Source organism: Pseudomonas sp. SMV71, assembly GCF_052042015.1.
Taxonomy (GTDB): Bacteria; Pseudomonadota; Gammaproteobacteria; order Pseudomonadales; family Pseudomonadaceae; genus Aquipseudomonas.
In genome coordinates, this window is sequence record NZ_JBKGGU010000026.1 from 12955 (window position 1) to 36806 (window position 23852).

24 protein-coding genes are annotated in these 23852 nt (G+C 62.5%); 11 read left to right on the plus strand and 13 right to left on the minus strand.

The features are described from left to right. Nucleotides 1-7 precede the first annotated feature (7 nt). From ACLEJQ_RS22605 to ACLEJQ_RS22615, 3 genes are read right to left on the minus strand one after another with little or no spacing between them, the layout of a single operon-like run. The gene (locus ACLEJQ_RS22605) at nucleotides 8-2209 is read right to left on the minus strand and encodes a xanthine dehydrogenase family protein molybdopterin-binding subunit (RefSeq protein WP_440798624.1); all 2202 of its coding nucleotides are present in this window, start codon (nucleotides 2207-2209) and stop codon (nucleotides 8-10) included. Next, entirely contained in the window at nucleotides 2209-3198 is a 990-nt protein-coding gene (locus ACLEJQ_RS22610; RefSeq protein WP_440798626.1) for an FAD binding domain-containing protein, read from the minus strand. The genes ACLEJQ_RS22605 and ACLEJQ_RS22610 overlap by 1 nt, the downstream gene beginning before the upstream one ends. Continuing rightward, entirely contained in the window at nucleotides 3195-3728 is a 534-nt protein-coding gene (locus ACLEJQ_RS22615; protein ID WP_440798628.1) for a (2Fe-2S)-binding protein, read from the minus strand. The genes ACLEJQ_RS22610 and ACLEJQ_RS22615 overlap by 4 nt, the downstream gene beginning before the upstream one ends. Before the next feature lie 200 nt (nucleotides 3729-3928). Between ACLEJQ_RS22615 and ACLEJQ_RS22620 the strand changes: the two genes are divergently transcribed. Beyond that, complete coding sequence (locus ACLEJQ_RS22620; RefSeq protein ID WP_440798723.1) at nucleotides 3929-4207, plus strand: type II toxin-antitoxin system RelE/ParE family toxin; 279 nt, start codon at nucleotides 3929-3931, stop codon at nucleotides 4205-4207. A 15-nt stretch (nucleotides 4208-4222) separates the two neighbouring features. Continuing rightward, a complete protein-coding gene (locus ACLEJQ_RS22625; RefSeq protein WP_440798630.1) occupies nucleotides 4223-4510 on the plus strand; it encodes a HigA family addiction module antitoxin in 288 nt (95 codons plus the stop codon). A 6-nt stretch (nucleotides 4511-4516) separates the two neighbouring features. On the opposite strand, the gene ACLEJQ_RS22630 is transcribed toward ACLEJQ_RS22625, so the two are convergent. Both ACLEJQ_RS22630 and ACLEJQ_RS22635 read right to left on the minus strand, forming a co-directional pair. Continuing rightward, nucleotides 4517-5083, minus strand: coding sequence for a DJ-1 family glyoxalase III (locus ACLEJQ_RS22630; protein ID WP_440798632.1), 567 nt, complete (start codon nucleotides 5081-5083; stop codon nucleotides 4517-4519). Between the two features lie 247 nt (nucleotides 5084-5330). After that, nucleotides 5331-5777 carry a DUF4879 domain-containing protein gene (locus tag ACLEJQ_RS22635; protein WP_440798634.1) on the minus strand — a complete coding sequence of 149 codons (447 nt, stop codon included), beginning with the start codon at nucleotides 5775-5777 and terminating at the stop codon, nucleotides 5331-5333. A gap of 214 nt (nucleotides 5778-5991) precedes the next feature. On the opposite strand from ACLEJQ_RS22635, the gene ACLEJQ_RS22640 reads away from it, so the two are divergent. The 4 genes from ACLEJQ_RS22640 to ACLEJQ_RS22655 all read left to right on the plus strand — a co-directional run bounded on the left by ACLEJQ_RS22640 (nucleotide 5992) and on the right by ACLEJQ_RS22655 (nucleotide 9968). After that, nucleotides 5992-7287: an NCS2 family permease gene (locus ACLEJQ_RS22640; protein ID WP_245139705.1), complete on the plus strand. Its 1296-nt coding sequence runs from the start codon at nucleotides 5992-5994 to the stop codon at nucleotides 7285-7287. Continuing rightward, complete coding sequence (gene trmA / locus ACLEJQ_RS22645) at nucleotides 7284-8363, plus strand: tRNA (uridine(54)-C5)-methyltransferase TrmA (RefSeq protein WP_440798636.1); 1080 nt, start codon at nucleotides 7284-7286, stop codon at nucleotides 8361-8363. The genes ACLEJQ_RS22640 and trmA overlap by 4 nt, the downstream gene beginning before the upstream one ends. A 307-nt stretch (nucleotides 8364-8670) precedes the next feature. Beyond that, complete coding sequence (gene aroQ, locus ACLEJQ_RS22650; RefSeq protein WP_245139699.1) at nucleotides 8671-9111, plus strand: type II 3-dehydroquinate dehydratase; 441 nt, start codon at nucleotides 8671-8673, stop codon at nucleotides 9109-9111. A gap of 5 nt (nucleotides 9112-9116) precedes the next feature. Beyond that, a complete protein-coding gene (locus ACLEJQ_RS22655; RefSeq protein ID WP_440798638.1) occupies nucleotides 9117-9968 on the plus strand; it encodes a shikimate dehydrogenase in 852 nt (283 codons plus the stop codon). 154 nt (nucleotides 9969-10122) lie between these two features. On the opposite strand, the gene ACLEJQ_RS22660 is transcribed toward ACLEJQ_RS22655, so the two are convergent. Further along, nucleotides 10123-10800 (minus strand): TetR/AcrR family transcriptional regulator, encoded by a 678-nt coding sequence (locus ACLEJQ_RS22660; protein ID WP_440798640.1) that lies wholly within the window; start codon nucleotides 10798-10800, stop codon nucleotides 10123-10125. 102 nt (nucleotides 10801-10902) lie between these two features. Beyond that, nucleotides 10903-12804, minus strand: a complete 1902-nt coding sequence (quiC, locus tag ACLEJQ_RS22665) for a 3-dehydroshikimate dehydratase QuiC (protein WP_440798642.1) — start codon at nucleotides 12802-12804, stop codon at nucleotides 10903-10905. Between the two features lie 270 nt (nucleotides 12805-13074). Here quiC and ACLEJQ_RS22670 point away from each other — a divergent pair, with 270 nt between their 5' ends. Beyond that, nucleotides 13075-14412, plus strand: a complete 1338-nt coding sequence (locus ACLEJQ_RS22670; protein ID WP_440798644.1) for an MFS transporter — start codon at nucleotides 13075-13077, stop codon at nucleotides 14410-14412. A 139-nt stretch (nucleotides 14413-14551) separates the two neighbouring features. On the opposite strand, the gene ACLEJQ_RS22675 is transcribed toward ACLEJQ_RS22670, so the two are convergent. Both ACLEJQ_RS22675 and ACLEJQ_RS22680 read right to left on the minus strand, forming a co-directional pair. Further along, a complete protein-coding gene (locus ACLEJQ_RS22675) occupies nucleotides 14552-15430 on the minus strand; it encodes a DMT family transporter (protein WP_440798646.1) in 879 nt (292 codons plus the stop codon). Between the two features lie 73 nt (nucleotides 15431-15503). Beyond that, a complete protein-coding gene (locus ACLEJQ_RS22680) occupies nucleotides 15504-15653 on the minus strand; it encodes a hypothetical protein (protein ID WP_440798648.1) in 150 nt (49 codons plus the stop codon). A 79-nt stretch (nucleotides 15654-15732) separates the two neighbouring features. Here ACLEJQ_RS22680 and ypfJ point away from each other — a divergent pair, with 79 nt between their 5' ends. Together ypfJ and ACLEJQ_RS22690 are read left to right on the plus strand one after the other, a co-directional pair. Then, nucleotides 15733-16617 (plus strand): KPN_02809 family neutral zinc metallopeptidase, encoded by an 885-nt coding sequence (gene ypfJ, locus ACLEJQ_RS22685; RefSeq protein ID WP_440798650.1) that lies wholly within the window; start codon nucleotides 15733-15735, stop codon nucleotides 16615-16617. Continuing rightward, nucleotides 16618-17565: an alpha/beta hydrolase gene (locus ACLEJQ_RS22690; RefSeq protein WP_440798652.1), complete on the plus strand. Its 948-nt coding sequence runs from the start codon at nucleotides 16618-16620 to the stop codon at nucleotides 17563-17565. Between the two features lie 143 nt (nucleotides 17566-17708). On the opposite strand, the gene ACLEJQ_RS22695 is transcribed toward ACLEJQ_RS22690, so the two are convergent. From ACLEJQ_RS22695 to ACLEJQ_RS22705, 3 genes are all read right to left on the minus strand, one after another. Further along, nucleotides 17709-18302 carry an HAD family hydrolase gene (locus tag ACLEJQ_RS22695; RefSeq protein WP_440798654.1) on the minus strand — a complete coding sequence of 198 codons (594 nt, stop codon included), beginning with the start codon at nucleotides 18300-18302 and terminating at the stop codon, nucleotides 17709-17711. After that, nucleotides 18299-19168: an acyl-CoA thioesterase II gene (gene tesB, locus ACLEJQ_RS22700; protein ID WP_440798656.1), complete on the minus strand. Its 870-nt coding sequence runs from the start codon at nucleotides 19166-19168 to the stop codon at nucleotides 18299-18301. The genes ACLEJQ_RS22695 and tesB overlap by 4 nt, the downstream gene beginning before the upstream one ends. Nucleotides 19169-19274: 106 nt before the next feature. Further along, nucleotides 19275-19844, minus strand: coding sequence for a GNAT family N-acetyltransferase (locus tag ACLEJQ_RS22705; protein ID WP_440798725.1), 570 nt, complete (start codon nucleotides 19842-19844; stop codon nucleotides 19275-19277). A 72-nt stretch (nucleotides 19845-19916) separates the two neighbouring features. Here ACLEJQ_RS22705 and ACLEJQ_RS22710 point away from each other — a divergent pair, with 72 nt between their 5' ends. Next, the gene (locus ACLEJQ_RS22710; protein WP_440798658.1) at nucleotides 19917-20837 is read left to right on the plus strand and encodes a histone deacetylase family protein; all 921 of its coding nucleotides are present in this window, start codon (nucleotides 19917-19919) and stop codon (nucleotides 20835-20837) included. A gap of 282 nt (nucleotides 20838-21119) precedes the next feature. After that, a complete protein-coding gene (locus tag ACLEJQ_RS22715; RefSeq protein WP_440798660.1) occupies nucleotides 21120-22364 on the plus strand; it encodes a TIGR03862 family flavoprotein in 1245 nt (414 codons plus the stop codon). A gap of 106 nt (nucleotides 22365-22470) precedes the next feature. On the opposite strand, the gene ACLEJQ_RS22720 is transcribed toward ACLEJQ_RS22715, so the two are convergent. Beyond that, complete coding sequence (locus tag ACLEJQ_RS22720; RefSeq protein WP_440798662.1) at nucleotides 22471-23808, minus strand: DEAD/DEAH box helicase; 1338 nt, start codon at nucleotides 23806-23808, stop codon at nucleotides 22471-22473. Nucleotides 23809-23852: the final 44 nt, after the last annotated feature.

Below are 23852 nucleotides of genomic sequence, written 5' to 3' on the forward strand. Positions count from 1 at the left end.
TACAAGCCTAAAGCAACTTGTCGAGGGTGATGGGAAACTCCCGCACCCGCTTGCCGGTGGCATGGTAAATCGCATTCGCTACCGCTGCCGCAACCCCGACGATGCCGATTTCACCCACGCCCTTGGACCCCAGCGCGTTGACGATCTCGTCGTGTTCCTCGACGAAAATCACCTCGATTTCGCCAATGTCAGCGTTGACCGGCACATGGTACTCGGCCAGGTTGTGGTTCATGTGCCGACCCAGGCCATGATCGGTCAGGGTTTCTTCGTGCAGAGCCATGCCGATGCCCCACACTACGCCGCCGAGGATCTGGCTGCGGGCGGTCTTGGGATTGATCACTCGTCCGGCAGCGATAGCGCTGACCACCCGATGAACCTTCACGGTGCCGAGGTCTTCATCCACGCGGACCTCGACGAACACCGCCGAGTGTGTGGCAGTGGCGTAGGCTTGGCGTTTGTCGTCCGGTCCAGCCGTGACCTCAGCCTGCAAGGGCGTCTCCCCGCTGTTTTGCGCCAGCTCGGCCAACGCCACACTGGCCTCGCCCAGGCGTAGTTGGCCATCGGCGAAGGTCACTTGCTCGATGGTCGCACCGCTAAAGGCCGGGCAAGTCTGCCGGGCCACGGCCAACAGCTTTTCCTTCAAGGCCTCGCAGGCCTGCTGCACGGCGGTGCCCACGGAGGAAACAGTGAACGATCCGCCCTGCAAGGGCGCAGTCGGCAAGGATGAATCACCGAGGACAAAGGTCACGTTCTCAAGGGGAACGCCTGACGCCTCGGCGGCGATCTGGGTCATGACTGTGTAAGTGCCAGTGCCGATGTCGGTCGTAGCACTGCTGACCGTGAGCTTGCCGTTCGCATCCAATGAGGCGCGGGCACTGGCCTTTTGCTGCATGGCCTCCCACACACCGCCGGCCATGCCCCAACCCACCAGTTGCCGGCCTTCACGCATGCTGCGCGGTTCCGGGTTGCGCTTGTCCCAGCCAAAGCGAAGTACGCCTTCGGCGTAGCATTCGCGCAGCGCCTTGCTGGAATACGGCTTGCCTTCGTTCTCGTTGCGTTCGGCGTAATTGATCAAGCGCAGTTGAACCGGATCGATCGCCAACGCGCACGCCAGCTCGTCCATGGCGCATTCCAGGCCGATCAAGCCGAGGGCGGCACCGGGAGCACGCATGTCCAACGGCGTGTAGACGTCCAAGGGCGCCAGCTTGTAGGTCAGTTCCACGTTGTCGCAGTGATAGAGCATGCCACTCCACTCCACCACGTGCTCGGTGAAATCCTCGAAACGCGAAGTCTGGCCGACGGCGCTGTGGGCCAACGCCAGCAAGCGCCCGTTGGCCGCGGCGCCCAAGCGCAAGTGCTGGAAGGTCCGCGGACGATAGCCGAAGGTAAACATCTGCTGGCGCGTCAGGCTGACCCGCACCGAGCGTTTGAGCGCCAGCGCCGCCATCACCGCCAACGGCAGCTGGTATTGCGGCCGCAGGCCGGAACCGAAGGCGCCGCCGACAAACGCGGCAAACACCCGCACCTGTTCTTTCTCAAGACCGAAGACTTTCTGTATGTACGACTGACAGTTCTGCGTGCCCTGGGTCTTGTCGTGGATGTGCAGGCTGCCGTCAGGCTGGTAGAGCACGGTGGAAGCGTGCGGCTCCATCGGGTTGTGGTGTTCGATGGGGGTGCTGTAGGACACATCCACATTCAACGCCGCACTGGCGTATTCGCCCTGAAAATTCCCACGAGGCTTGGGCAATTCGGCCGGCGCCGGATGGGCTTCGTTTTGCAGGATCGTCAGATCGGTCTGATGGTCCTGAACCTCGTATTCGATTTCAACCAGCGAACCGGCATAGCGCGCCAGCTCAAGATTTTCCGCGACCACCAGGGCCAAAGGCTGGCCGCTGTAGAGCACCTGATCGTTGTACAGCGGCCGGAACGGCGAACCGTCCGCTGCGTCGGCATCCTGGTAGGGTTCGTCGTAGCTGGCGATCCGTGGCCGGTTGGTATGGTCGATCACCGCAATCACACCGGGCAACGCCAAGGCGCGGGAGGCATCGATGCGCAGCACGCGACCGCGAGCGACGCTGCCGGACACGACGCTGCCATGCAGCAGGCCGTCCTCGGGATATTCAGCGGCATAACGGGCCTGGCCTGTTACCTTGAGCAGACCGTCGACCCGGTCCAGCGGCTGCCCTATGGTTTTGCTTGAAACGTTCATCAGGCTTGCCCTCCCGACAGTGCCGCATCACCCAAGGCGCGGATCACCGCACGGCGCGCCAGCCTGACCTTGAAACCGTTGTGCGCCAGCGGCTCGGCATTCTGCAACAGCGCATCGGCGGCGGTGGTGAAGGTCTCGCGGCTGACGGTCTGCCCGGTCAGCCAGCTCTCCACGGCCCGGTCCCGCCACGGCTTGTGTGCTACACCGCCGAGAACCAGACGTGCTTGGCGGATCACCGGTCCATCGAGTTCCAACGCGGCCGCCACGGAGACCAACGCAAAGGCGTAGGACGCTCGGTCGCGGATCTTCAGGTAATGACTATGTTCAGCGAAACCAGCGGCGGGCAACTCGATACCGGTGATCAACTCATCATCGGCCAGTTGGTTGTCTCGCTGCGGGGCATCGCCGGGCAGGCGATGAAAGTCGGCGAATTCGATGGTCCGCGCACCGCCCCGCCCCAACACATGAACCACCGCCTCCAGGGCGGCCAGGGCCACGCACATATCCGAAGGATGCGTCGCGACGCATTGCTCGCTGGCGCCGAAAATCGCATGGATCCGGTTCAACCCATCCCGGGCGGGGCAGCCACTGCCGGGCTCGCGTTTGTTGCACGGCACGCTGGCGTCATAGAAGTAATAACAACGCGTACGTTGCAGCAGGTTGCCGCCGGTACTGGCCATGTTGCGCAACTGCGGCGACGCGCCGGCCAGGATCGCCTGGGACAGCAACGGATAGCGCCGCTCGATCCACGGATGCCAGGCCAGGTCGGCATTGCTCACCAAGGCGCCGATCATCACTCCGCCGGACGGGGTTTCGCTGAGGTCAGCCAAGGGCAGTCCGGTGATGTCGATCAGGTGTTCAGGGTGGGTGAGGTTTTCCTTCATCAGGTCCAGCAGGTTGGTGCCGCCGGCGATGAAACGTGACACAGGGCTCGACAGCTCGACGGCCGCCTGCACGGTATCGGGCTTGCTGTATTGGAAAGGGTTCATCGGTCATCTCCCTGTTCCGACGGTTGCTGGCAGAGCGGCAGCGCTTCTTCGATGGCATCGCGAATGTTGTTGTAGGCACCGCAGCGGCACAGGTTGCCGCTCATCCACTCGCTGATCTGTCCAGGCGTCCGGGCCCTGCCCTCGTTGGCCAAGCCCACCGCCGAACAGATCTGCCCCGGCGTGCAATAACCGCACTGGAACGCGTCGTGCCGGATGAACGCCTGCTGTATGGGGTGCAACCGGTCGCCGTCGGCCAGCCCTTCGACAGTGGTCAGCCGGGCGCCATCGCACATCACCGCCAGCGTCAGGCAGGCATTGATCCGCTTGCCGTCGCGCAGCACCGTGCAAGCGCCGCACTGGCCGTGATCGCAGCCCTTCTTGCTGCCCACCAGGTCCAGCTGCTCACGCAGCAGGTCCAGTAACGTGGTCCAGGGCAAGACCTGCAACTCGCGCATCTGACCATTGAGTGTCAGACGGATCGGATGACGGACAAAGGACGCCTGCGTCGCATCGGACAGGGTCGCGCTCATAAACACCTCACGGTTGGTCGTACTCGCGGCGTTTTGGGAAACCGCCGTCATAAGGGGTACGACTTCAGGGTGAGGTGAGCGTTCAAGGCGATTGCGAGGTCTCGGAAAAACCGGGCGATCAGGCAAAGCACAGGTTTGTCGAGCCTGTGCGGTACATAGATACCGCATCCAGTGTAATGTATCGCCTTACACTCGATTCCATGATTAAATCCTTCCAGCACAAAGGCCTCAGGATCTTCTATGAAACGGGTTCAACCCGTGGTATCCGGGCCGACCATGGCAAACGCCTGGCTCGCATGCTCCAGTTCATGGATCGGGCGCAGGCTCCGCACGACCTGGACATTCCTGGATGGCGATTGCATCCGCTCAGGGGTGAGCTGACCGATGACTGGTCGCTCAGCGTCTCAGGAAACTGGCGGATGATTTTCCGTTTTATCGGATCCGATATCGACCTGGTCGATTATCTGGACTACCACTGATCAGGAGGCTGGAACATGCCCATGCACAATCCGCCACACCCTGGCGAAACATTGCTGACGGACGTGTTACCCGAATTGGGCATCACGGTCACCGAACTGGCCCGACATTTGGGCTTCGCCCGGCCTCATCTTTCCCGAGTGTTGCACGGTCACGCGCCCATCAGCCCCGATCTGGCCGTGCGCCTGGAGCGTGCCGGGATCGGCAAGGCCAGGGTCTGGTTGGGCGTCCAGACCGACTACGATCTGTGGCAAGCCGAGCAGCGCGAACAACCGCTGATCGAACCCTTCCCACTACACGCTTGAGGTCCGTCAGGCCAACAACTCCGCCGCCACGACACTGCGTACGCCCTTGCCGCTGAGCTGCTCCACCAGCGTCAGGGCAAACGCCAGGGCGGCGGCCGAGCCTTGGGCGGTGATGCAGTTGCCGTCCACCACCACGGGTTGATCGACGAAGCTGCAACCGGCCAACTGCTGGCTCACCGCCGGAAGGCAGGTCATGCGTCGTTGGCGCAGCACGCCGAACGCCTGCAAGGCCAGGGCCGGGGCTTCGGCGATGGCGGCGAAGAAACGGCCGGCGGCGGCCTGATCCTTGATCAGTTGCTGCAACGGCTGATGCGCCGCCAGGTGCTGGGCGCCGATGATGCCGCCGGGCAGGACGATCAGGTCGAAGTCCTGTGCCAGCAGGTCCACCAACATGCCGTCGGCGGTCAGGCGCGTGCCGCGGGCACAGGTGAGCATGCGCCGCCCTTCGATGCTCGCCACCACCACTTCTACCTGGGCCCGGCGCAGCACATCGATCAGGGTCACGGTCTGCAAGTCGTCGACACCTTCGGCGGCGGCAATCAGGGCTCGGGGGATCTTGGTTCCGGGAATCATGGGCTCTCTCCGCTGGGGTGTTCCTCAAAGCCTAGGCTATGTACGAAATAGCTTGAAACTTGGTTAGGCGGCGTTAAAAACCGGCTCGTGCGCGAGTCCGATCGGAATGCTCATTGACAACCAGTCAAGTCGAGCGCGACCCCGGCCGTTCCTCGCCGGTTTTTGCCTTGCCTAACCTGCGTTTCAAACTATTTCGCACACAGCCTAGTCACGTTTGCCGGACTGCGTCGGTGTCAGGCAGACGCCATCACTTGATGTACAACTCGGTGGACATCCGATTGCCCGGCGCATTGATCGAGACATTGCTGAAGCTGAACGTACCTTCCTGCTTGCCCTTCAGGTCGAAGACATACAGGTAGCCGACGATTTTGGTTTGGGTGGAACAATCGTTGAGATTGCCATTGCTGAACGCGCACACCGGCGAGCGGGTACCGTCGACTTCAAAACCATCCAGGGTGACATGCGGCTGGCGCCCATAGCCGACCTCCAGCACGTAGACCTTGATATTCGAGCCACTGTGATTACAACGGGTCTGCGCTTGCCCCGGGGCAATGTCCTCGAAGCCACAGGCCGGCGATTCGACCTTGAGCACTTTGACTTCGCTCAACGGCGGCGCCGATGCGGCACTGGCGGTTGTAGCCGACAACCACAGGCCCAGCACGCAACCCAATGCCGCCATCCAATTATCTGTCATACGCCACCTTCAGATCTCCCGGAAACGGTGGGCAGTATGGCCCACTTGTTGCTTTGGCAAAACATCGACGAGGATCGCAGCCACATCGCCGCGCTGCTGGTATGATGCGCGGCTTTTTCCGACCTGCAGAAAATTCCCGGGCGCCGCTGGCGGCCTGTGCTTTGCTGTTGAGGTCGATACATTCACGGCGCCCGGCGCGCCACGGGGAGCAGACATGCTGGAAAGGCTGTTTCAACTCAAGGCACATGACACCAACGTGCGGACCGAGATTCTGGCGGGCGTCACGACCTTCCTGGCCATGGCCTATATCCTGTTCGTCAATCCGAGCATCCTCGGCGAGACCGGCATGGACAAGGGCGCAGTGTTCGTCGCCACCTGCCTGGCGGCGGCCATCGGCTCCACGGTCATGGGCCTGATCGCCAACTACCCGATCGCCCTCGCACCGGGCATGGGCCTGAATGCCTTCTTCACCTACACCGTGGTCCTGCACATGGGTCATACGTGGCAAGTGGCGCTGGGCGCGGTGTTCGTCTCCGCGGTGCTGTTCTTCCTGCTGTCGATCTTCCGCATCCGCGAGTGGATCATCAACAGCATCCCGTTGCCGCTGCGTTCGGCCATCGCTGCCGGTATCGGCCTGTTCCTGGCGCTGATCGCCCTGAGTAACGCAGGCATCGTGGTGAAGAACCCGGCGACCATGGTCGGCCTCGGCGACCTGAAACAACCGGCACCGATTCTGGCAACGCTCGGCTTCGTGCTGATCGTCGCCCTCGAAGCACTGAAAGTGCGCGGCGCGGTGCTGATCGGCATCCTTGCGGTGACCATCGTCTCGATCCTGATGGGCTTCACTCCATTCGCCGGCATCGTCTCCACGCCACCGTCCCTGGCCCCGACTTTCCTGCAACTGGACATCAAAGGCGCCCTGGACATTGGCCTGGTGAGCGTGATCTTCGCCTTCCTGTTCGTCGACCTGTTCGACAACTCCGGCACCCTGATCGGCGTCGCCAAGCGCGCCGGGCTGATGGGCAAGGACGGCCACATGCCGAAGATGGGCCGTGCACTGATCGCCGACAGCACCGCCGCCATGGCCGGTTCGCTGCTGGGCACCTCGACCACCACCAGCTACATCGAGTCGGCGGCGGGCGTCAGCGCCGGCGGTCGCACCGGCCTGACCGCCATCGTCGTGGCGATCCTGTTCCTGCTGGCGCTGTTCTTCTCGCCACTGGCGGCCAGCGTCCCGGCCTTCGCCACCGCGCCGGCCCTGCTGTTCGTCGCGGTGCTGATGACCTCGGGCCTGGCGGAGATCGACTGGGACGACATCACCGTCGCCGCGCCGGTGGTGATCACCGCGCTGGCGATGCCGTTCACGTATTCCATCGCCAACGGCATCGCCTTCGGTTTCATCGCCTGGACCGCCATCAAGCTGGTGTCCGGCCGTGGCCGTGAGCTGAACCCGGCGCTGGTCATCCTGTCGATCCTGTTTGTGATCAAGTTGGGTTGGTTCAACGCATGACTTTCGATTCCCAGGCCTACGCCGCCCAGCTCCAGGACAAGGTCACTCGCCTGCGTGAACTGCTGGCTCCGTTCGATGCACCGGAGCCGACGGTGTTCGACTCGCCGCTTGCAAACTTCCGCCTGCGCGCCGAATTCCGCCTCTGGCGCGAGGCCGGCGAGCGGCATTACGCGATGTTTTCCCAGGACGACAAGCGCACGCCAATCCTGATCGAGGAGTTTCCCATCGCCAGCCTGCGCATCAACCAGTTGATGCCGCAGCTCAAGGCCGCCTGGCAGGCCAGCGCGCCGCTGAGCCACAAGCTGTTCCAGGTGGAATTCCTGACCACCCTGGCCGGCGATGCGATGATCACTCTGTGTTATCACCGCCCGCTGGACGAGCATTGGCAGGCGGCGGCTGCGAAGCTGGCGAGTGACCTGGGCGTGCATGTCATTGGCCGCTCCAAAGGCAAGCGCGAAGTGATCGGCCACGACTACGTGGTGGAGAAACTCGACGTCGGCGGCCGCACCTTCAGCTATCGCCAGCCTGAAGGCGCGTTCACCCAGCCCAACGGTATGGTGAACCAGAAAATGCTGAACTGGGCGTACGACGCCCTGGGCGATCGCAGCGACGACCTGCTGGAGCTGTACTGCGGCAACGGCAACTTCACGCTGCCCCTGGCGACCCGGGTGCGCAACGTGTTGGCAACCGAAATCAGCAAGACTTCGGTGAACGCCGCGCTGAGCAACCTCAGCGAAAACGCTGTGGATAACGTCACGCTCGTGCGCCTGTCCGCCGAAGAGCTGACCGAGGCCCTGAATGAAGTCCGGCCGTTCCGTCGCCTGCATGGCGTGGATCTGAAAAGCTACGACTTCGGCAGCGTCTTCGTCGACCCACCCCGTGCGGGCATGGACCCGGACACCTGCGAGCTGACCCGACGCTTCGAAAACATCCTCTACATTTCCTGCAACCCTGAAACCCTCGCCGCCAACATCGCGCAACTGCACGACACCCACCGCATCACCCGCTGCGCCTTGTTCGATCAATTCCCCTGGACCCATCACATGGAATCCGGGGTCTTGTTGACCCGGCGCTGAGCCAAGCCCCTCACCACCTATCTCAGACCGTGGCGAGGGAGCTTGCTCCCGCTGGACTGCGCCAGTCCCAAAACCCAGCTTCACTTAACTGAGATACCGGAGTGACAGAACTCGGGGCTGCTTTGCAGCCCAGCGGGAGCAAGCTCCCTCGCCACGGGTTTGACCTCGGAAGTTGCGGCTGTTCGATCACCGAACACTTATTGCCCATCACCGCCGGCTTCGTTTGAAAAAATTAACCGCCTAGTACAATTTATCCCCACGGCGAAAACCTGCCGAAGCCAACAACAAAAAATGGGGAGAAATTGCGATGCCTCCAATCGTTCTGGTGCTCAACGGCCCGAACCTCAACCTGCTCGGCACCCGTGAACCGGCGACCTACGGCCATGAAACCCTGGCGGATATCTCGGCGCTGTGCGGTCGTACGGCCGAAGAACTCGGCCTGGCGGTGGAGTTTCGCCAGACCAACCAGGAAAGCGAACTGATCGACTGGATTCACGGTGCCCGTGGCCGCTGCGCCGGCATCGTCATCAACCCGGCAGCCTGGACCCACACCTCGGTGGCCATCCGTGACGCCCTGGTCGCCAGCGAAGTCCCGGTCATCGAAGTGCACTTGTCCAACGTCCACGCCCGGGAAACCTTCCGCCATCACTCCTTTGTCTCCTCCATCGCCATCGGCGTGATGTGCGGGTTTGGCAGCCATGGCTATCGCCTGGCCCTGGAACATTTCAGTCAGCGGTTGAAGGGTTGATGAGCATGTCGAATATCACTGTGCTCGCCGGGCTGATCGGTGCCGGTATCCAGGCCTCCCGCACCCCTGCGCTGCATGAGCACGAAGGCGACGCCCAAGGCATGCGTTACCTTTATCGGCTGATCGACCTCGACGCGCTGAAACTCGACAGCGGCGCCTTGTCTGAGCTGCTGAGCGCCGCCGAACGCATGAGCTTCACCGGGCTTAACATTACTTTTCCCTGCAAGCAGGCGATCATCCCGCTGCTCGATGAACTGTCACCCGAGGCCCGTGGCATCGGCGCGGTGAACACCGTGATGTTCAAGGATGGCAAGCGCATCGGCCACAACACCGATTGCCTGGGGTTCGCCGAGGGTTTTCGTCGCGGCCTGGGTGACGTTTCCCGCAAACACGTAGTCCAGATGGGCGCTGGCGGTGCCGGCGCGGCGGTTGCCCACGCGCTGTTGGCAGAAGGCGTACAGACGCTGAGCATTTTTGATGTCGAGGTCAGCCGTGCCGAAGCATTGGCGAACAATCTGAACCAACATTTCGGCGCAGGCCGCGCCAGGGCCGGACACGATTTGCGCAGCGCCATGGCCGAGACCGACGGCCTGGTCAACACCACGCCCATGGGCATGGCGAAACTGCCGGGTACGCCGGTACCCGTGGAGTTGCTACGGGGCGAGTTGTGGGTCGCGGAAATCGTCTATTTCCCGCTGGAAACCGAACTGCTGCGCAATGCCCGGGCACTTGGCTGCCGTACGCTGGACGGCGGCAACATGGCGGTGTTCCAGGCGGTGAAGGCGTTTGAGCTGTTCAGCGGCGTGGCGCCGGATGCGCAGCGGATGCTCAGGCATTTCCAGAGCATGAATCACTGAAATCCTGAGCAGATCCCCCTGTGGAAGATCCCCCTGTGGGAGCGAGCCTGCTCGCGATAGCGTTCGATCAGCTTGCATTAATGTTGCTGACACATCGCAATCGCGAGCAGGCTCGCTCCCACAGGAAAGTTTTCCCACCGGAAATTCTGTTTATTCAGGCTTGTAGATACCGCAACACCGACTCACAAATCATCTCGCGGTGGCGCCGCTTGACCTCTTCATCCGACAGGTCGATCTGGAAAATCTCGCCGAACGTCTGGCGGTTGGAGACCCGGTAAAAACTGAACGAGTTGATCAGCAAGTGCACATCCAAGGGTTCAAGGCCGGCGCGGAACACGCCCTCTTCCACGCCCCGGCGCAGGATAACGCCCAGGGCATCGAGGATGGTGTTGGTCATCGCCTTGAGCGCAGCGGATTGCTTGACGTATTCGGCGTTGTGGATGTTTTCGATACAGACGATGCGCACGAAATCCACGTTGCGGTCATGGTGGTCGAAGGTGAACTCCACCAGGCGCCGGATCGCCTCGATCGGTGCAAGCTCGGCCAGGTGCAGGGCACTCTCGGTGTGGCGGATGTCACCGTAGAGTTTTTCCAACACCTCGACATACAACTGCTCCTTGCTGCCGAAGTAGTAATAGATCATGCGCTTGGAGGTGTGGATGCGCTCGGCGATGGCGTCGACCCGGGCACCGGCCAGGCCCTGCTGGACGAACTCGACGATGGCTTCCTGGAGGATGTTTTCCCGGGTCTTCTGCGGGTTGTTCTTGCGACTCTTGCGCGGTGCGGCGACAGGAGCGTCGGGCACGGCGGATAGCTCTGGATTCATAGTCATTGCGGGCTCACGGCCGTCACTGCACAGACTGGCGATTATGGGCCGCACCTTGCGGCGACGAAAGCCACCGCACCACCCATTACCGCCGCGGTTACGATTTCCCTACAATTTGGCGTGTCGCAAGCCACCGCTGCGGGATTTCGCCATGGCCGCCAGCCGTACCGCGACGTTGGCCGCGCCATAGCCGGCGTAACCGTTCTTGCGCTGGATGATTTCGAAGAAAAACCGCCCCTCGAACGGCTCGGTGTAGACATGAAACAACTCGCCGCCCTGGGCGTCACGGTCGTATAGCACGTTGAAGTAGGCCAGCTCGCTGAGGAACTCGTCGTCGAAATCGAAGCGCGCCGCCAGGTCGTCGTAATAGTTGAGCGGAATGTCCAGCAACGGCACACCGGCCTCCTTGGCGCGGCTGACCTGGGCAAAAATATCATCGCAATCAAAAGCGATGTGATGCACGCCAGAACCGCGATAACTCGACAGGGCGTGTGAGATCGCGGTGTTGCGGTTTTCGGAAATGTTCAACGGCAGGCGGATCGAACTGCAACGGCTACGCAGCGCACGGCTTTTGACCAGGCCATACGGGTCGGGCAATACCACTTCATCGTCAGCCTCGAAATCCAGCAGGCTCTTGTAGAACAGTACCCAGCTGTCGAGGCTGTCGGCCGGCAAGGCCATCGCCATGTGGTCGATGCGCTTGAGTCCGGCACCGATGACAGCGCCGGGCTGCAAGTTGAAATCGGTGCCATAAACGTCGGCGTCCTGATCCACCAGGTAAATCAGACTGCCATCCGGGGCACGCACCGCCGCCAGTTCCAGCTCATTGGGCCCGACCAGGCCGCGGTAGGGCTGGCCCTTGTAGGCCACGGCCCGCGCCAGGGCGCTGGCGCTGTCCTTTACCCGCAACGCCGTGGCGCACAACGACGGGCCATGGGCGTCGAAAAAGTTGTGAGCGAAGGAGTACGGTTCGCTGTTGAGGATCAGGTTGATGTCGCCCTGACGCAACAGGCTCACATTCTTGGAGCGATGCTGGCCGGCCTTGACGAACCCCAGCCGCTCCAGCCAGTGGGCCAGCTTGGCGCCGAGGTCATCGTCCACGGCGAACTCCAGGAATTCGATACCGTTGTATTCGCTGGCTGGCGGCGTGGCGAACAGGATGTCGGCATCAGGGATGGACGGCACTTGCTGCGCCAGGCGCTGGCGGGTCTTTTCTTCCAGGTACAGCAACGAGCGCAAACCATCGGCGGCGTTGGCCCGTGGCGGTGCAGCGCGGAAGCCGTCGTTGAAGATCTCCAGCGAAAGCGGCCCGATATAGCCGCTCTTGATGATCGGCGCGAGGAAACCCGGCAAGTCAAATTCGCCCTGGCCCGGGAAGCAGCGAAAATGCCGGCTCCACTCCAGGACATCCATCGCCAAAATCGGCGCGTCGGCCATTTGCACGAAGAAGATCTTGTCGCCGGGAATCTCGGCAATGGCGCTCGGGTCGCCCTTCAGTGACAAGGTATGGAAGCTGTCGAGCAATACCCCGAGGCTGGGGTGGTCGGCCTGGCGCACGATGTTCCAGACCTGTTGATACGTATTGACGTGCCGCCCCCAGGCCAACGCCTCGTAGCCGATGCGCAAGCCCCGCGCCCCGGCCCGCTCGGCCAGTAAACGCAGGTCGTCGACCAGTATCTGCTCATCGCCGAGGCTGTCGGCCGCTGCATTGCTGCACACCAGCACCAAATCGGTGCCCAGTTCCTGCATCAGGTCGAACTTACGCTCGGCTCGCTCCAGGTTGCGCGCCAGCCGATCGCGACGGCAGCCCTCGAAGTCGCGAAATGGCTGGAACAAGGTGATGGCGATGCCCAGGTCGGCGCACATCTGGCGGATTTCCCGCGGGCTGCCGTCGTAGTAAAGCAGGTCATTCTCGAATATTTCCACACCGTCGAAACCGGCGGCGGCAATGGCCTCAAGCTTCTCCGGCAGGGTGCCGCTCAAGGATACGGTGGCAATGGAACGCTGCATGACTTCGGCTCCCGGGACAGGCATCGGCTATAGCTGGTGCGCCGTTTTTTTAGGTTGAGCCGATTATTGGGTTGTCGGTTTCTTTGGGCAATTTAATATGTACCACCCAGTTAGTTTTCTGGGCGATTATCGAACAGAATGCCGGATGCCGAATTGACGATTTTTTGTCCACTGCGCACCATCGGCTCCACATTGACGCAGGCCAGATCGCCGGTATCGATGGATGAAAACCCCGATCACCCCATAAGAATTCCAAAACGGGTAAACGCTATGAATCCTTCCCAAAGTTCCCCCTTAAGCCCAGGCATGGGCGTCACGACCGGTGGTATCGGCGACAAGATCCGCGGTGCCCTGGCCGTGGGCAAGACCCGTTGGGGCATGCTCGCGCTGGTGTTCTTCGCCACCACCCTGAACTACATCGACCGGGCCGCCCTGGGCGTCATGCAGCCTATCCTCGCCAAGGAAATGAGCTGGACGGCGATGGACTACGCCAACATCAACTTCTGGTTCCAGGTCGGCTACGCCGTCGGCTTCGTGCTGCAAGGCCGGCTGATCGACCGGATCGGCGTCAAGCGGGTGTTCTTCTGCGCGGTGCTGCTTTGGAGCCTGGCGACCGGCGCCCACGGCCTGGCGACCTCGGCGGTGGGCTTCATGGTCTGCCGCTTCATTCTCGGCCTGACCGAAGCCGCCAACTACCCGGCCTGCGTGAAGACCACGCGGCTGTGGTTCCCGGCCGGCGAACGCGCCGTTGCCACCGGCATTTTCAACGCCGGCACCAACGTCGGTGCGATGTTCACCCCGATGCTGCTGCCGCTGGTGCTGCACGTGTGGGGCTGGCAGGCGGCGTTCCTGTGCATGGCTGCGCTGGGCGGGGTCTGGTTGCTGTTCTGGGGGCTGAAATATTTCAACCCGGAAGATCACCCCACCGTCAAATCGTCGGAGCTGGCGTACATCCAGGCTCAGGACGAACCGGACCAGGCCCGCGTGCCCTTCACCCGGATCCTGCGCATGCGCGGTACCTGGGCCTTTGCCCTGGCTTACTCGATCACCGCGCCGGTGTTCTGGTTCTACCTCTATTGGCTGCCACCGTTCCTGAACCAGCAATACAACCTGGGCATCAACGTGACCCAGATGGGCATTCCGCTGATCATCATCTACCTCACCGCCGACTTCGGCAGCGTGGGCGGCGGGATCCTGTCCTCATTCCTGATCGGTCGCGGGCTCAACCCGATCAAGGCACGACTGATTTCCATGCTGTTGTTCGCCTGCTGCATCGTCGGCGTGATCCTGGCCGCGGGTGCCAGCAACCTGTGGATGGCGGTGTTCGCCATTTCCCTGGCCATCGGCGCGCACCAGGCCTGGACCGCGAACATCTGGAGTCTGGTGATGGACTACACGCCCAAACACATGATGAGCACGGTGTTCGGCTTCGGCGGCATGTGCGCGGCCATCGGAGGGATGTTCATGACCCAGTTGGTAGGCCATATCCTGACCGTGACCAACAACAACTACACCGTGCTGTTCACGCTGATCCCGGCCATGTATTTCACTGCCCTGATCTGGTTGTACTTCATGGCTCCGCGTAAGGTGCCGACCCTGGAAAACTGATTGGCACCCGTGGCGAGGGAGCTTGCTCCCGCTCGATTGCGCAGCAATCGCAAAAAAGCGAGGGCCGCTTCGCAGCCCAGCGGGAGCAAGCTCCCTCGCCACAGGGGACTGTCTGGTCAAAAAGGATTCTGTGTGGCGGCTACTTGCGGCGTTGCTGCCACGCCGCCGCCAACCCGCTCAGGCAAATCAGCACGATGCCGACCACCGTGGTCAGTGTCGGCGTATGGTTGAACAGCAACCACCCCAACAGCCCGGCAAACACGATCTGGCAATAGCCGAACGGCGCGAGCAGCGCCGGGGCGGCGAAGCGGAAGGCCTGGGTCAGCATCAGGTGCGCAGTCATTCCGCAAGCTCCCAGCGCCAGCATCATCGCGCCGTGCGTCAGGCTCGGCACCTGCCAGAAGAACGGCACTAGGGCACTCATCACCAGGGTATTGCACAGACCGGCGAAGAAGTTGCTGGTGGTCGGACTATCGATCTCGCTGAGTTTGCGCGTGAGCAACTGGTAGAAACAGAAAAACAGCGCCGAGCAGAACGGCAACAGCACCGCTGGCGTGAACAGGTCTCCACCAGGGTGGACGATGATCAGCACCCCGATGAAACCGAAGATCACCGCGATCCATTGCCCACGCGTGACGCGCTCGCCCAGCAACGGCACCGACAGCGCCGTCACCAGCACCGGAGCCAGGAAGTTCACCGCCGTGGCCTCCGCCAACGGGATGTACAACAGCGCCGTGGTGAAAAACAAGCTGGTGCCCAGCAAACACAGTGCCCGGATCACTTGCCACAACGGACGCTTGGTCCGCAGGACCCGCAAGCCCGAACGCGGCAGGAAAATCCCGGCCATCAGCAGCGTATGCACCACGTAACGCGCCCACACCACCATGATGATCGGGTAGAAACCCGAAAGGTATTTGGAGATCGCATCGTGACTGGAAAACAGGAACGTCGCGGTCAGAATCAGCAGGATGCCTTTGAAAGCCTGATTGACGCCGGAAAGCGGAGTGCTGACGGTCATGTACGAATCCCGTATTGCGTGATGTAGGAAGCAAAGCATGCTGGCGACGAATAAGCGATAGCGCATCGCGTCGTTAAGGCCGTTTCAGTTTGACTGGCATCCACGAAAGATTCGCAGCCATGTCGAAAATCAAATGATGCGCAGCGTAAAGCAATTGCAGGATCGATGCGTTTCTCTCGGTTGATGAACCAAAATCCAGCTTGATTGCCTGAAGCTCAGGCATGGCGCGCACCTTGGGCCTGCGGACGCTAGACTCAAGGCAGCAGTAGCACCTTCCCACCGGTCATTCAGAGGATTCCCACATGCTATGGAAAAAAGGTCGCCGCAGCGACAACGTGGTGGACGCCCGTGGTGATGGGGGCGGCGCAGGCGGCATGCGCTTCGGCGGCGGCAAGGGATTGAGCCTCACGGCCATCCTGCTGATCGTCGGCATCGGTTGGATCACCGGCCAGGACCCGATGCAGATTCTCGGGCAACTGGCCGGACAGATGGACCAGTCCGCCCCCGCCTCGTCACAGACCCGCCAGGCACCGCCGGCCAACGACGAACAAGCCGAGTTCGTGCGCTCGATCCTGGGTGACACCGAGGACACCTGGGGCCAGGTCTTCCAGCAGGCCGGGCGCCAGTACCAGCAGCCGAAACTGGTGCTGTTCAGCGGGCGGGTCAATTCCGCCTGTGGCCTGGCCTCCTCCGCCACCGGCCCGTTCTACTGCCCGGCGGACCGGCAGGTCTACCTGGACATGAGTTTCTTCAAGGAAATGTCGCAACGCTTCTCTGCCGCCGGGGACTTCGCCCAGGCCTACGTCATCGCCCATGAAGTCGGGCACCACGTGCAGACGCTGCTCGGGGTCTCGGCGAAAATCCAGGAGGCGCGCCAACAGGGCCGGCAAATGGAAGGCGACGGTGGCCTGTTGGTGCGTCAGGAATTGCAGGCCGACTGCCTGGCCGGCGTCTGGGCCAACCATGCGCAGAAACGCCTGAACTGGCTGGAACCCGGCGACATCGAGGAAGCCCTGAACGCCGCCAACGCCATTGGCGATGACCGGTTGCAGCAACAGGGCCAGGGCCGGGTAGTGCCGGACTCCTTTACCCACGGCACCTCGGCACAGCGGGTGCGCTGGTTCAAGACCGGCTTCGCCCAGGGCCAGGTCAGCCAGTGCGACACCTTCGCGGCGAAAAACCTGTAGATGAAGTGGGGCGCATTGCTGGCACTGGTGCTGTTGTGCTCCACTGCCCAGGCCGATGAGCACGGCGTCAACGTCGTCGCCCAAGGGCGCCTGCAACTCAAGGGCGGCGCCCTGGTGGTCGGCGTCAGCCCGCCCCCGGCGTCGATCCAGCGCGTACTGATCATCGTCCATGGTCGGCTGCGCAATGCCGAAACCTACCTGCACAGCGCCGAGAAAGCAGTCATCGAAGCCGGTCAGCAGGCGACGACGCTGATCATTGCCCCGCAGTTTCTCAACCAGCAGGACGTGGCGCGTCATCAGTTGCCCAACGACCTGTTGCGCTGGCAAGGCAACGACTGGATGGCCGGAGGTTTATCCACCGGGCCGAACGCGGTCAGCTCGTTTCAGGTGCTCGACGACATCATTGCGCGGGTCAGCGACGTCCAGCAATTTCCCGAGGTGAAGGAGATCGTCATCGCCGGGCATTCCGGTGGCGCCCAGGTCGTGCAGCGCTATGCCCTGCTCGCCCACGGCCAGTTCCGGATCAGCCCGCGCTTTGTCATCGCCAACCCGTCGTCCTATGCCTACTTCGATGCCCAGCGGCCCATGGCGTTCGACGCGGCGGGTTGCCCCGGCTTCAATGATTGGAAATATGGTCTGCAGAAGCTGCCCGCTTACGCTGGCGGACAAACGCCGAAGCAGTTGGAGGATAACTACGTCAAACGCGACATCGTCTATCTGCTGGGACAACAGGATGTCGACCCCGAGCACCCGGCGCTGGATAAAAGCTGTGAGGCCCAGACTCAGGGCCCGTACCGGCTACTGCGCGGGCATTTCTTCTTCGACTACCTGACCCGGCGCCATCCGGTGGGGCTGAACCAACGGCTGATCGAAGTGCCCGGGGTCGGGCATGATGGGGACGGGATGTTCAATTCGGTGGAGGGGCGCAGGACGTTGTTCGGGCAGTGAGTTCTATAGTGAATGATAGGGCCCTATCGCGAGCAAGGTCGCTTCCACAGGGGATCTGCAGTGGATATGGATTCTGTGATCATCACCGATCTATTGTGGGAGCGAGCCTGCTCGCGATAGCGATTTATCAGCCAACTGGCCATTCAAGCGAACAGCATCCGCCGCAACTCAACACAATCCTGCGCATGCCAATCCGTCAGTTCCGGCCATGGATTGTCCGGCAGGTTCACCAGCACCGTCCGCGCCCCCGCGGCCCGACCACAGTCCAGGTCGAAGCGGTAGTCACCGACCATCACCAGCGCATCGGGCGCCACGTTCCAGGCTTCGGCCAGCTTGAGCAGGCCGCCGGGATGCGGCTTGGGCGGTGCTTCGTCACGGCCCAGGACGTCTTGCACGGCGAAACAATCGGCCAGGCCGATCGCCTCCAGCGTAACGTGGGCCAGCTCGCGGGCGTTGCGGGTCAGGATACCCAGCCGATCGCCGCGCTCCGCCAGGGCACGGACCAGCTCCACCGCCCCCGGCGCGGGCCGTGAGCCCAGGGCCAGGTCGCGCTCGTGTTCGAGCAACCAGGCATGCTTGGCCGCCGCCTCGTCAGCCGGCAATGCCGCCAGGTGAGTCAGGATGTCTTCCTCGGCCGGAATGGCCAGGGCCACGCGGATCGCCGCGAAATCATGCACGGCGATGGTCAGCGTACCGTCCATGTCGAACACCCAGTGCCGCACATCGGTCAGGCTCATGCCCAGTCCTTGCGATGGCGAATCAGCCCTTCCTGGGTCACCGATGCCACCAGTTGCCCGGCGCGATTGAACACGCTGCCCCGGGAAAAACCACGGGAGTTGCCAGCCCACGGGCTGTCCATGGCGTAAAGCAGCCAGTCGTCGGCCCGCAGGTCGGCGTGGAACCACAGGGCATGGTCAAGGCTGGCGACCTGCATGTCCTTGTGCCAGACCGACTTGCCATGAGGCAACATCGAGGTGGTCAACAGACCGAAGTCCGAAGCATAGGCCAGCAGGTACTTGTGCAAGGCCGGTGAGTCCGCCAGGGCGCCATCGGCGCGGAACCACACATATTTGATCGGATCGGCCGGCTGCGGATTGTAAGGATCCTTTTCCGTGACCGGGCGCACCTCGATCGGCTTGGGGCACAGCAGCTTTTCGCGCATGTGTCCGGGCAGTAGATGCGCACGCTGCTGGGTCAGCTCCAGCTCGGACGGGAGGTTTTCCGGCCCGACCACCTGCGGCATGCTGCCCTGGTGTTCGAAGCCCAGTTCGTCGTACTGGAACGAGGCGCTGCAGGTGAAGATCGGATGGCCCTTCTGGATCGCCGTGACTCGGCGGGTGCTGAAACTGCCGCCGTCACGCACGCGGTCCACTTGGTACACCACCGGCAGGGCCGCGTCACCGGGACGCAGGAAATAGCCATGCAACGAATGCACATGGCGCGCCTCTTCCACGGTCTGGCTGGCCGCCGACAAGGATTGGCCGAGCACCTGGCCGCCGAACAACTGGCGAAACCCCAGGTCCTGGCTGCGACCGCGAAACAGGTTCTCTTCGATCGGTTCCAGGGTCAGCAGGTCGACCAGATCTTCCAACACGTGGCTCATTTAAGACGTTCCTCACACAGCGCAAATACCGCGCAGTCTGTGCTGCGGCGGTGGGATCGATTGTTGGCCCGGGCCAATGGGCGGGCAGTATAAACGTCCGTGTCGGCTAAGCGTGCAGGGTCTGGAGCCACTGCTCACGATTGATGCGATAGAGCACATGGTGACGCAATGGATGGTCAACTGCGAGTTTTGGGTGCTCGAAGTCGTCCGCCGGATCGTGGTGCATGCCGATTGCCTGCATGACTTTCTGCGAGGGCAGGTTATCCACCGCGGTGAATGCCACCACTTCGTCCAGCTTCAATTGTTCGAACGCACAACGCAGCGCGGTCCACGCCGCTTCGCTGGCATAGCCCAGACCCCAATGTTCGTGGGCCAGCCGCCAGCCGATCTCGATGGCCGGCGTGAACGGCGCGTCGAACCCGACCAATCCAAGCCCGGTGAAACCGATGAAGGCCCCGGTGTCCTTGCGCTCCAACGCCCACAGACCAAAACCATGTTCGGCAAAATGCCCGCGCACACGCCCGATCAGGGCCGCGCTTTCCAGGCGGCTCAAGGGCGCAGGGAAATAGCGCATCACCTGTGGATCGGCGCACATGGCGGCGAACTCCGGCAAATCGTCGTCGCGCCATTGCCGCAATATCAGTCGCGCGCTTTCCAGCTCCAGTATCGGCTCCATCTTCATACCCTCTCCATGCCTTGAGTCTACATCGCTGGTAGGATCCGTCACTCGATCACCACTGAAAACACTATGCCGCTACCGCTGATTTATCACGAAGACTACAGCCCCGAATTCCCGGCGGAGCACCGCTTCCCCATGGACAAGTTCCGCCTGTTGCGCGATCACCTGGTGGACAGCGGCCTGACCCGCGACGCCGACCTGCTGCGCCCGTCGTTGTGCCCACCAGACATCCTCACTCTGGCCCACGACCGCGGTTATATCGAACGCTACATGGGCGGCGAGTTGTCCCGTGAAGACCAACGGCGCCTTGGCCTGCCCTGGAGCGAGGCCTTGGCCCGCCGAACGGTACGCGCCGTGGGCGGTTCGCTGCTGGCGGCCGAGCAGGCCCTCGAGCATGGCCTGGCCTGCCACTTGGCTGGCGGCACCCACCACGCCCACTACGATCACCCTGCCGGGTTCTGCATTTTCAATGACTTGGCGGTGATCAGCCGCTATTTCCTGGCCAGCGGCCGGGTCTCGCGGGTGCTGATTTTCGACTGCGACGTGCATCAGGGCGACGGCACCGCCCGAATACTCCATGACACCCCGGACGCGGTGACAGTTTCCTTGCATTGCGAAAAGAATTTTCCTGCACGCAAGGCCCACAGCGACTGGGACATACCATTGCCGATGGGTATGCAGGACGCCGCTTACCTCAAGGTGGTGGACGATGCCCTCAATTACCTGCTGCCGCTCTACCAGCCGGACCTGGTGCTGTACGACGCTGGCGTCGATGTGCACAAGGACGACGCCCTCGGCTACCTGAAGCTGACCGACGAAGGCCTCGCCGCCCGGGACGAAAGCGTCATGCGCCATTGCCTGGGCCGCGACATCCCGGTGGTCGGAGTGATCGGCGGCGGCTACAGCAAGGATCGCCGGGCCCTGGCCCGCCGCCATGGGATCCTGCACCACAGCGCGCAAAAGGTCTGGGTGTCATCAGGATGTCACTGAATTCTGGGCGCGTTACCCACATCCGCTGTGGAACGGCCTGTGGATAACCTGAGCGAAACGGCCTACAGCCTATGCTGTGTATAGCTTCCAGAGCCCTGGTTGTTTTTTGACCACCATCTCAGCGACGCCTTCATTCCCCTGTGGGAGCGAGCCTGCTCGCGATGACGGCGTATCAGGCAACACATTTGTCTCTGATCCACCGCAATCGCGAGCAGGCTCGCTCCCACAGGATTTTTGTGCTGATAGAATGCCGCGCTCAACCCCGCCTCTGCAGTTCACGCCATGACCTCGACCGCCCCATCCAACATTCCAACCGTCGCCATCATCGGCGGCGGCCCCGCCGGTCTGATGGCGGCCGAGGTGTTGAGCCAGGCCGGCGTCCGGGTCGATCTGTACGACGGCATGCCGTCGGTGGGCAGGAAATTTCTGCTGGCCGGCGTGGGCGGCATGAACATCACCCACTCGGAAGCCTTCCCGGCGTTCCTGGCGCGCTACGCCGAACGTGCGCCGAACCTCGCCCCACTGCTACGGGCATTCGGCGCCGATCAGCTGTGCGGATGGATTCACGGCCTGGGCATCGACACCTTCGTCGGCAGTTCCGGCCGGGTGTTCCCCACCGACATGAAGGCCGCCCCGCTGCTGCGCGCCTGGCTCAAGCGCTTGCGCGAAGCGGGCGTGGCTATCCACACGCGTCACCGCTGGCTCGGCTGGAACCCGGACGGCAGCCTGCGGATCGCTTCCCCCGAAGGTGAAAAAGCCTTACAACCCAGTGCGACATTGCTGGCCCTGGGCGGCGGCAGTTGGTCGCGCCTGGGCTCGGACGGCGCCTGGATGCTGCCGCTGGAGCAGCGCGGCGTGGCCCTGGCGCGGTTGCAGCCGAGCAACTGCGGGTTCGACGTGCCAGGCTGGAGCGAGCTGATGGTCAACAAGTTCGCCGGCGCCCCGCTGAAGAATATTGCCATCGGTCTGAACGACGACGTGCCGCGCCTCGGCGAATGCGTGATCACCGCCACCGGCATCGAGGGCAGCCTGATCTACGCACTGTCGGCGCCGATACGCGAGGCCATCAACCAGCACGGCAGCGCAACCCTGCACCTGGACCTGCTGCCGGGCCGCCCTGTGGATAAGATCCAACAAGCCCTGGCGAAACCTCGCGGCTCACGCTCCATGGCCAAGCACTTGCACAGTCAGCTGGGGATCGATGGGGTCAAGGCGGCGCTGCTGCGCGAGTGCACAACGGCTGACGATTTCGCTGATCCGGCGCGGCTGGCCCAGACGATCAAGGCCTTGCCGATCACCTTGGTGAAAACCCGCCCGCTGGATGAAGCCATCAGCAGCGCGGGCGGCGTGACATTCGAAGCCCTGGATCAACGGCTGATGCTCAAGGCCGTGCCTGGAGTGTTCTGTGCCGGGGAAATGCTCGACTGGGAAGCGCCGACCGGTGGCTATCTGTTGACCGCGTGCTTTGCCAGCGGACGGGCGGCGGGGTTGGGGATGTTGGAGTTTCTTCGAAACGGCGGCGCTTAAGCTGCGAGCTACAAGCTACAAGCTACAAGCTACAAGCTACAAGCCTAGCGCGTCTGCTTGCAGCTCGAAGCTTGCCCCTTGCAGCTTGCCCTTCGCAACCGCCCTTCTACGGCTTCCGCTTACGCGGCCCGGTATTGAACACCGGCACTTTACGCACAGGCTTGATCGAAGGCTCCACCGGCGCCGCGTCGCCACTGTCGACCCACTTGCCCAGGTTGCGCTTGCCGCCACCGCCGGCGGTTTTCGGTTTCTTCGGTTTTTTCGGTTTCTTGATCACCTGGCCGCTGGCATCGGTGTCCGGCACCCGGTGCTCTGGCTCGAAGTCCTGTTCCATCTGCCGAGGCAATGTTTGACGGGTCAGCATCTCGATGGCCGACAGCAGATTCACCTCATCGGCGCAAACCAGGGAAATTGCCTCCCCGGTCGAGCCCGCCCGGCCAGTACGGCCAATACGGTGGATGTAGTCTTCGGCGACAATCGGCAAGTCGAAATTGACCACCAGCGGCAAATCTTCGATATCCAGACCCCGGGCGGCCACATCGGTCGCCACCAGGATCTGCACCTCACCCAATTTGAAACGGTCCAGCGCCCGTTGCCGGGTGGCCTGGGGCTTGTCGCCGTGGATGCCGTCGGCGTTGACGCCCAAGCCCTGGAGTTTTTCCACCAACGCATCGACGCCGTTGCGAGTCTTGGCGAACACCAGCACCTGCTTCCACTTGTTCTTGCGCATCAGGTGCACGAACAGCTCCGGCTTGCGCTTCTTGTCCACCGTCACCACCCATTGCTTGACGGTGTTGGCGGCCACGTTGCGCGGGCTGACTTCAATGCTCAGCGGGTCATTGAGCATCTGCCCGGCCAGCAGGCGGATGGCGTCGGAAAAGGTCGCCGAAAACAGCAGGGTCTGGCGTTTTTTCGGCAGCGCCTTGTAGATATTCGCCAGTTCCTCGGAGAAGCCGAGGTCGAGCATGCGGTCGGCTTCGTCCAGCACCAGGGTCTGGAGCTGGTTGAACTTCAGCGCATTCTGGCGGAACAGATCGAGCAGGCGCCCCGGCGTGGCGACCAGCAGGTCGATGCCCTTGCGCAGCTTCATCATCTGCGGATTGATACTGACGCCACCGTACACCGCGTAAGTGCTCAGTGGCAGGTTCTGCGCGTACTGACGGACGCTTTCATGGACCTGCTCGGCCAGCTCACGAGTCGGCACCAGGATCAGCGCCCGCACCGAGTTAGAGGCCACCTTCGGCCCTTCGGTGGTCAACAATTGCAACAGCGGCACGGCGAAGCCGGCGGTTTTGCCGGTGCCGGTCTGGGCCGCCGCCATCAGGTCACGGCCGGCCAGTACCGCCGGCATGGCCTGGGCCTGCACCGGGGTCGGGGTCTGGTAGCCGAGCGTGTCGAGAGCGCGCAGCAGGGGTTCGATCAGGCCAAGGGAGGCGAAAGTCATGGAATTACCGTAGGAAAATCAGCGCAAGGTGTATGCAATGCGCG

Excerpts from the sequence above, each read along its gene's own strand:
- ACLEJQ_RS22625 (WP_440798630.1), top strand. The coding sequence starts at position 4,223 with ATGCCCATGCACAATCCGCCACACCCTGGCGAAACATTGCTGACGGAC.
- ACLEJQ_RS22655 (WP_440798638.1), top strand. The coding sequence starts at position 9,117 with ATGTCGAATATCACTGTGCTCGCCGGGCTGATCGGTGCCGGTATCCAG.
- ACLEJQ_RS22715 (WP_440798660.1), top strand. The coding sequence starts at position 21,120 with ATGACCTCGACCGCCCCATCCAACATTCCAACCGTCGCCATCATCGGC.
- ACLEJQ_RS22670 (WP_440798644.1), top strand. The coding sequence starts at position 13,075 with ATGAATCCTTCCCAAAGTTCCCCCTTAAGCCCAGGCATGGGCGTCACG.
- ACLEJQ_RS22720 (WP_440798662.1), bottom strand. The coding sequence starts at position 23,808 with ATGACTTTCGCCTCCCTTGGCCTGATCGAACCCCTGCTGCGCGCTCTC.
- ACLEJQ_RS22640 (WP_245139705.1), top strand. The coding sequence starts at position 5,992 with ATGCTGGAAAGGCTGTTTCAACTCAAGGCACATGACACCAACGTGCGG.
- quiC (WP_440798642.1), bottom strand. The coding sequence starts at position 12,804 with ATGCAGCGTTCCATTGCCACCGTATCCTTGAGCGGCACCCTGCCGGAG.
- ypfJ (WP_440798650.1), top strand. The coding sequence starts at position 15,733 with ATGCTATGGAAAAAAGGTCGCCGCAGCGACAACGTGGTGGACGCCCGT.
- ACLEJQ_RS22690 (WP_440798652.1), top strand. The coding sequence starts at position 16,618 with ATGAAGTGGGGCGCATTGCTGGCACTGGTGCTGTTGTGCTCCACTGCC.
- ACLEJQ_RS22680 (WP_440798648.1), bottom strand. The coding sequence starts at position 15,653 with ATGCCTGAGCTTCAGGCAATCAAGCTGGATTTTGGTTCATCAACCGAG.
- tesB (WP_440798656.1), bottom strand. The coding sequence starts at position 19,168 with ATGAGCCACGTGTTGGAAGATCTGGTCGACCTGCTGACCCTGGAACCG.
- ACLEJQ_RS22630 (WP_440798632.1), bottom strand. The coding sequence starts at position 5,083 with ATGATTCCCGGAACCAAGATCCCCCGAGCCCTGATTGCCGCCGCCGAA.
- ACLEJQ_RS22675 (WP_440798646.1), bottom strand. The coding sequence starts at position 15,430 with ATGACCGTCAGCACTCCGCTTTCCGGCGTCAATCAGGCTTTCAAAGGC.
- ACLEJQ_RS22610 (WP_440798626.1), bottom strand. The coding sequence starts at position 3,198 with ATGAACCCTTTCCAATACAGCAAGCCCGATACCGTGCAGGCGGCCGTC.
- ACLEJQ_RS22695 (WP_440798654.1), bottom strand. The coding sequence starts at position 18,302 with ATGAGCCTGACCGATGTGCGGCACTGGGTGTTCGACATGGACGGTACG.
- trmA (WP_440798636.1), top strand. The coding sequence starts at position 7,284 with ATGACTTTCGATTCCCAGGCCTACGCCGCCCAGCTCCAGGACAAGGTC.
- ACLEJQ_RS22705 (WP_440798725.1), bottom strand. The coding sequence starts at position 19,844 with ATGGAGCCGATACTGGAGCTGGAAAGCGCGCGACTGATATTGCGGCAA.
- ACLEJQ_RS22710 (WP_440798658.1), top strand. The coding sequence starts at position 19,917 with ATGCCGCTACCGCTGATTTATCACGAAGACTACAGCCCCGAATTCCCG.
- ACLEJQ_RS22620 (WP_440798723.1), top strand. The coding sequence starts at position 3,929 with ATGATTAAATCCTTCCAGCACAAAGGCCTCAGGATCTTCTATGAAACG.
- aroQ (WP_245139699.1), top strand. The coding sequence starts at position 8,671 with ATGCCTCCAATCGTTCTGGTGCTCAACGGCCCGAACCTCAACCTGCTC.
- ACLEJQ_RS22660 (WP_440798640.1), bottom strand. The coding sequence starts at position 10,800 with ATGACTATGAATCCAGAGCTATCCGCCGTGCCCGACGCTCCTGTCGCC.
- ACLEJQ_RS22635 (WP_440798634.1), bottom strand. The coding sequence starts at position 5,777 with ATGACAGATAATTGGATGGCGGCATTGGGTTGCGTGCTGGGCCTGTGG.
- ACLEJQ_RS22605 (WP_440798624.1), bottom strand. The coding sequence starts at position 2,209 with ATGAACGTTTCAAGCAAAACCATAGGGCAGCCGCTGGACCGGGTCGAC.
- ACLEJQ_RS22615 (WP_440798628.1), bottom strand. The coding sequence starts at position 3,728 with ATGAGCGCGACCCTGTCCGATGCGACGCAGGCGTCCTTTGTCCGTCAT.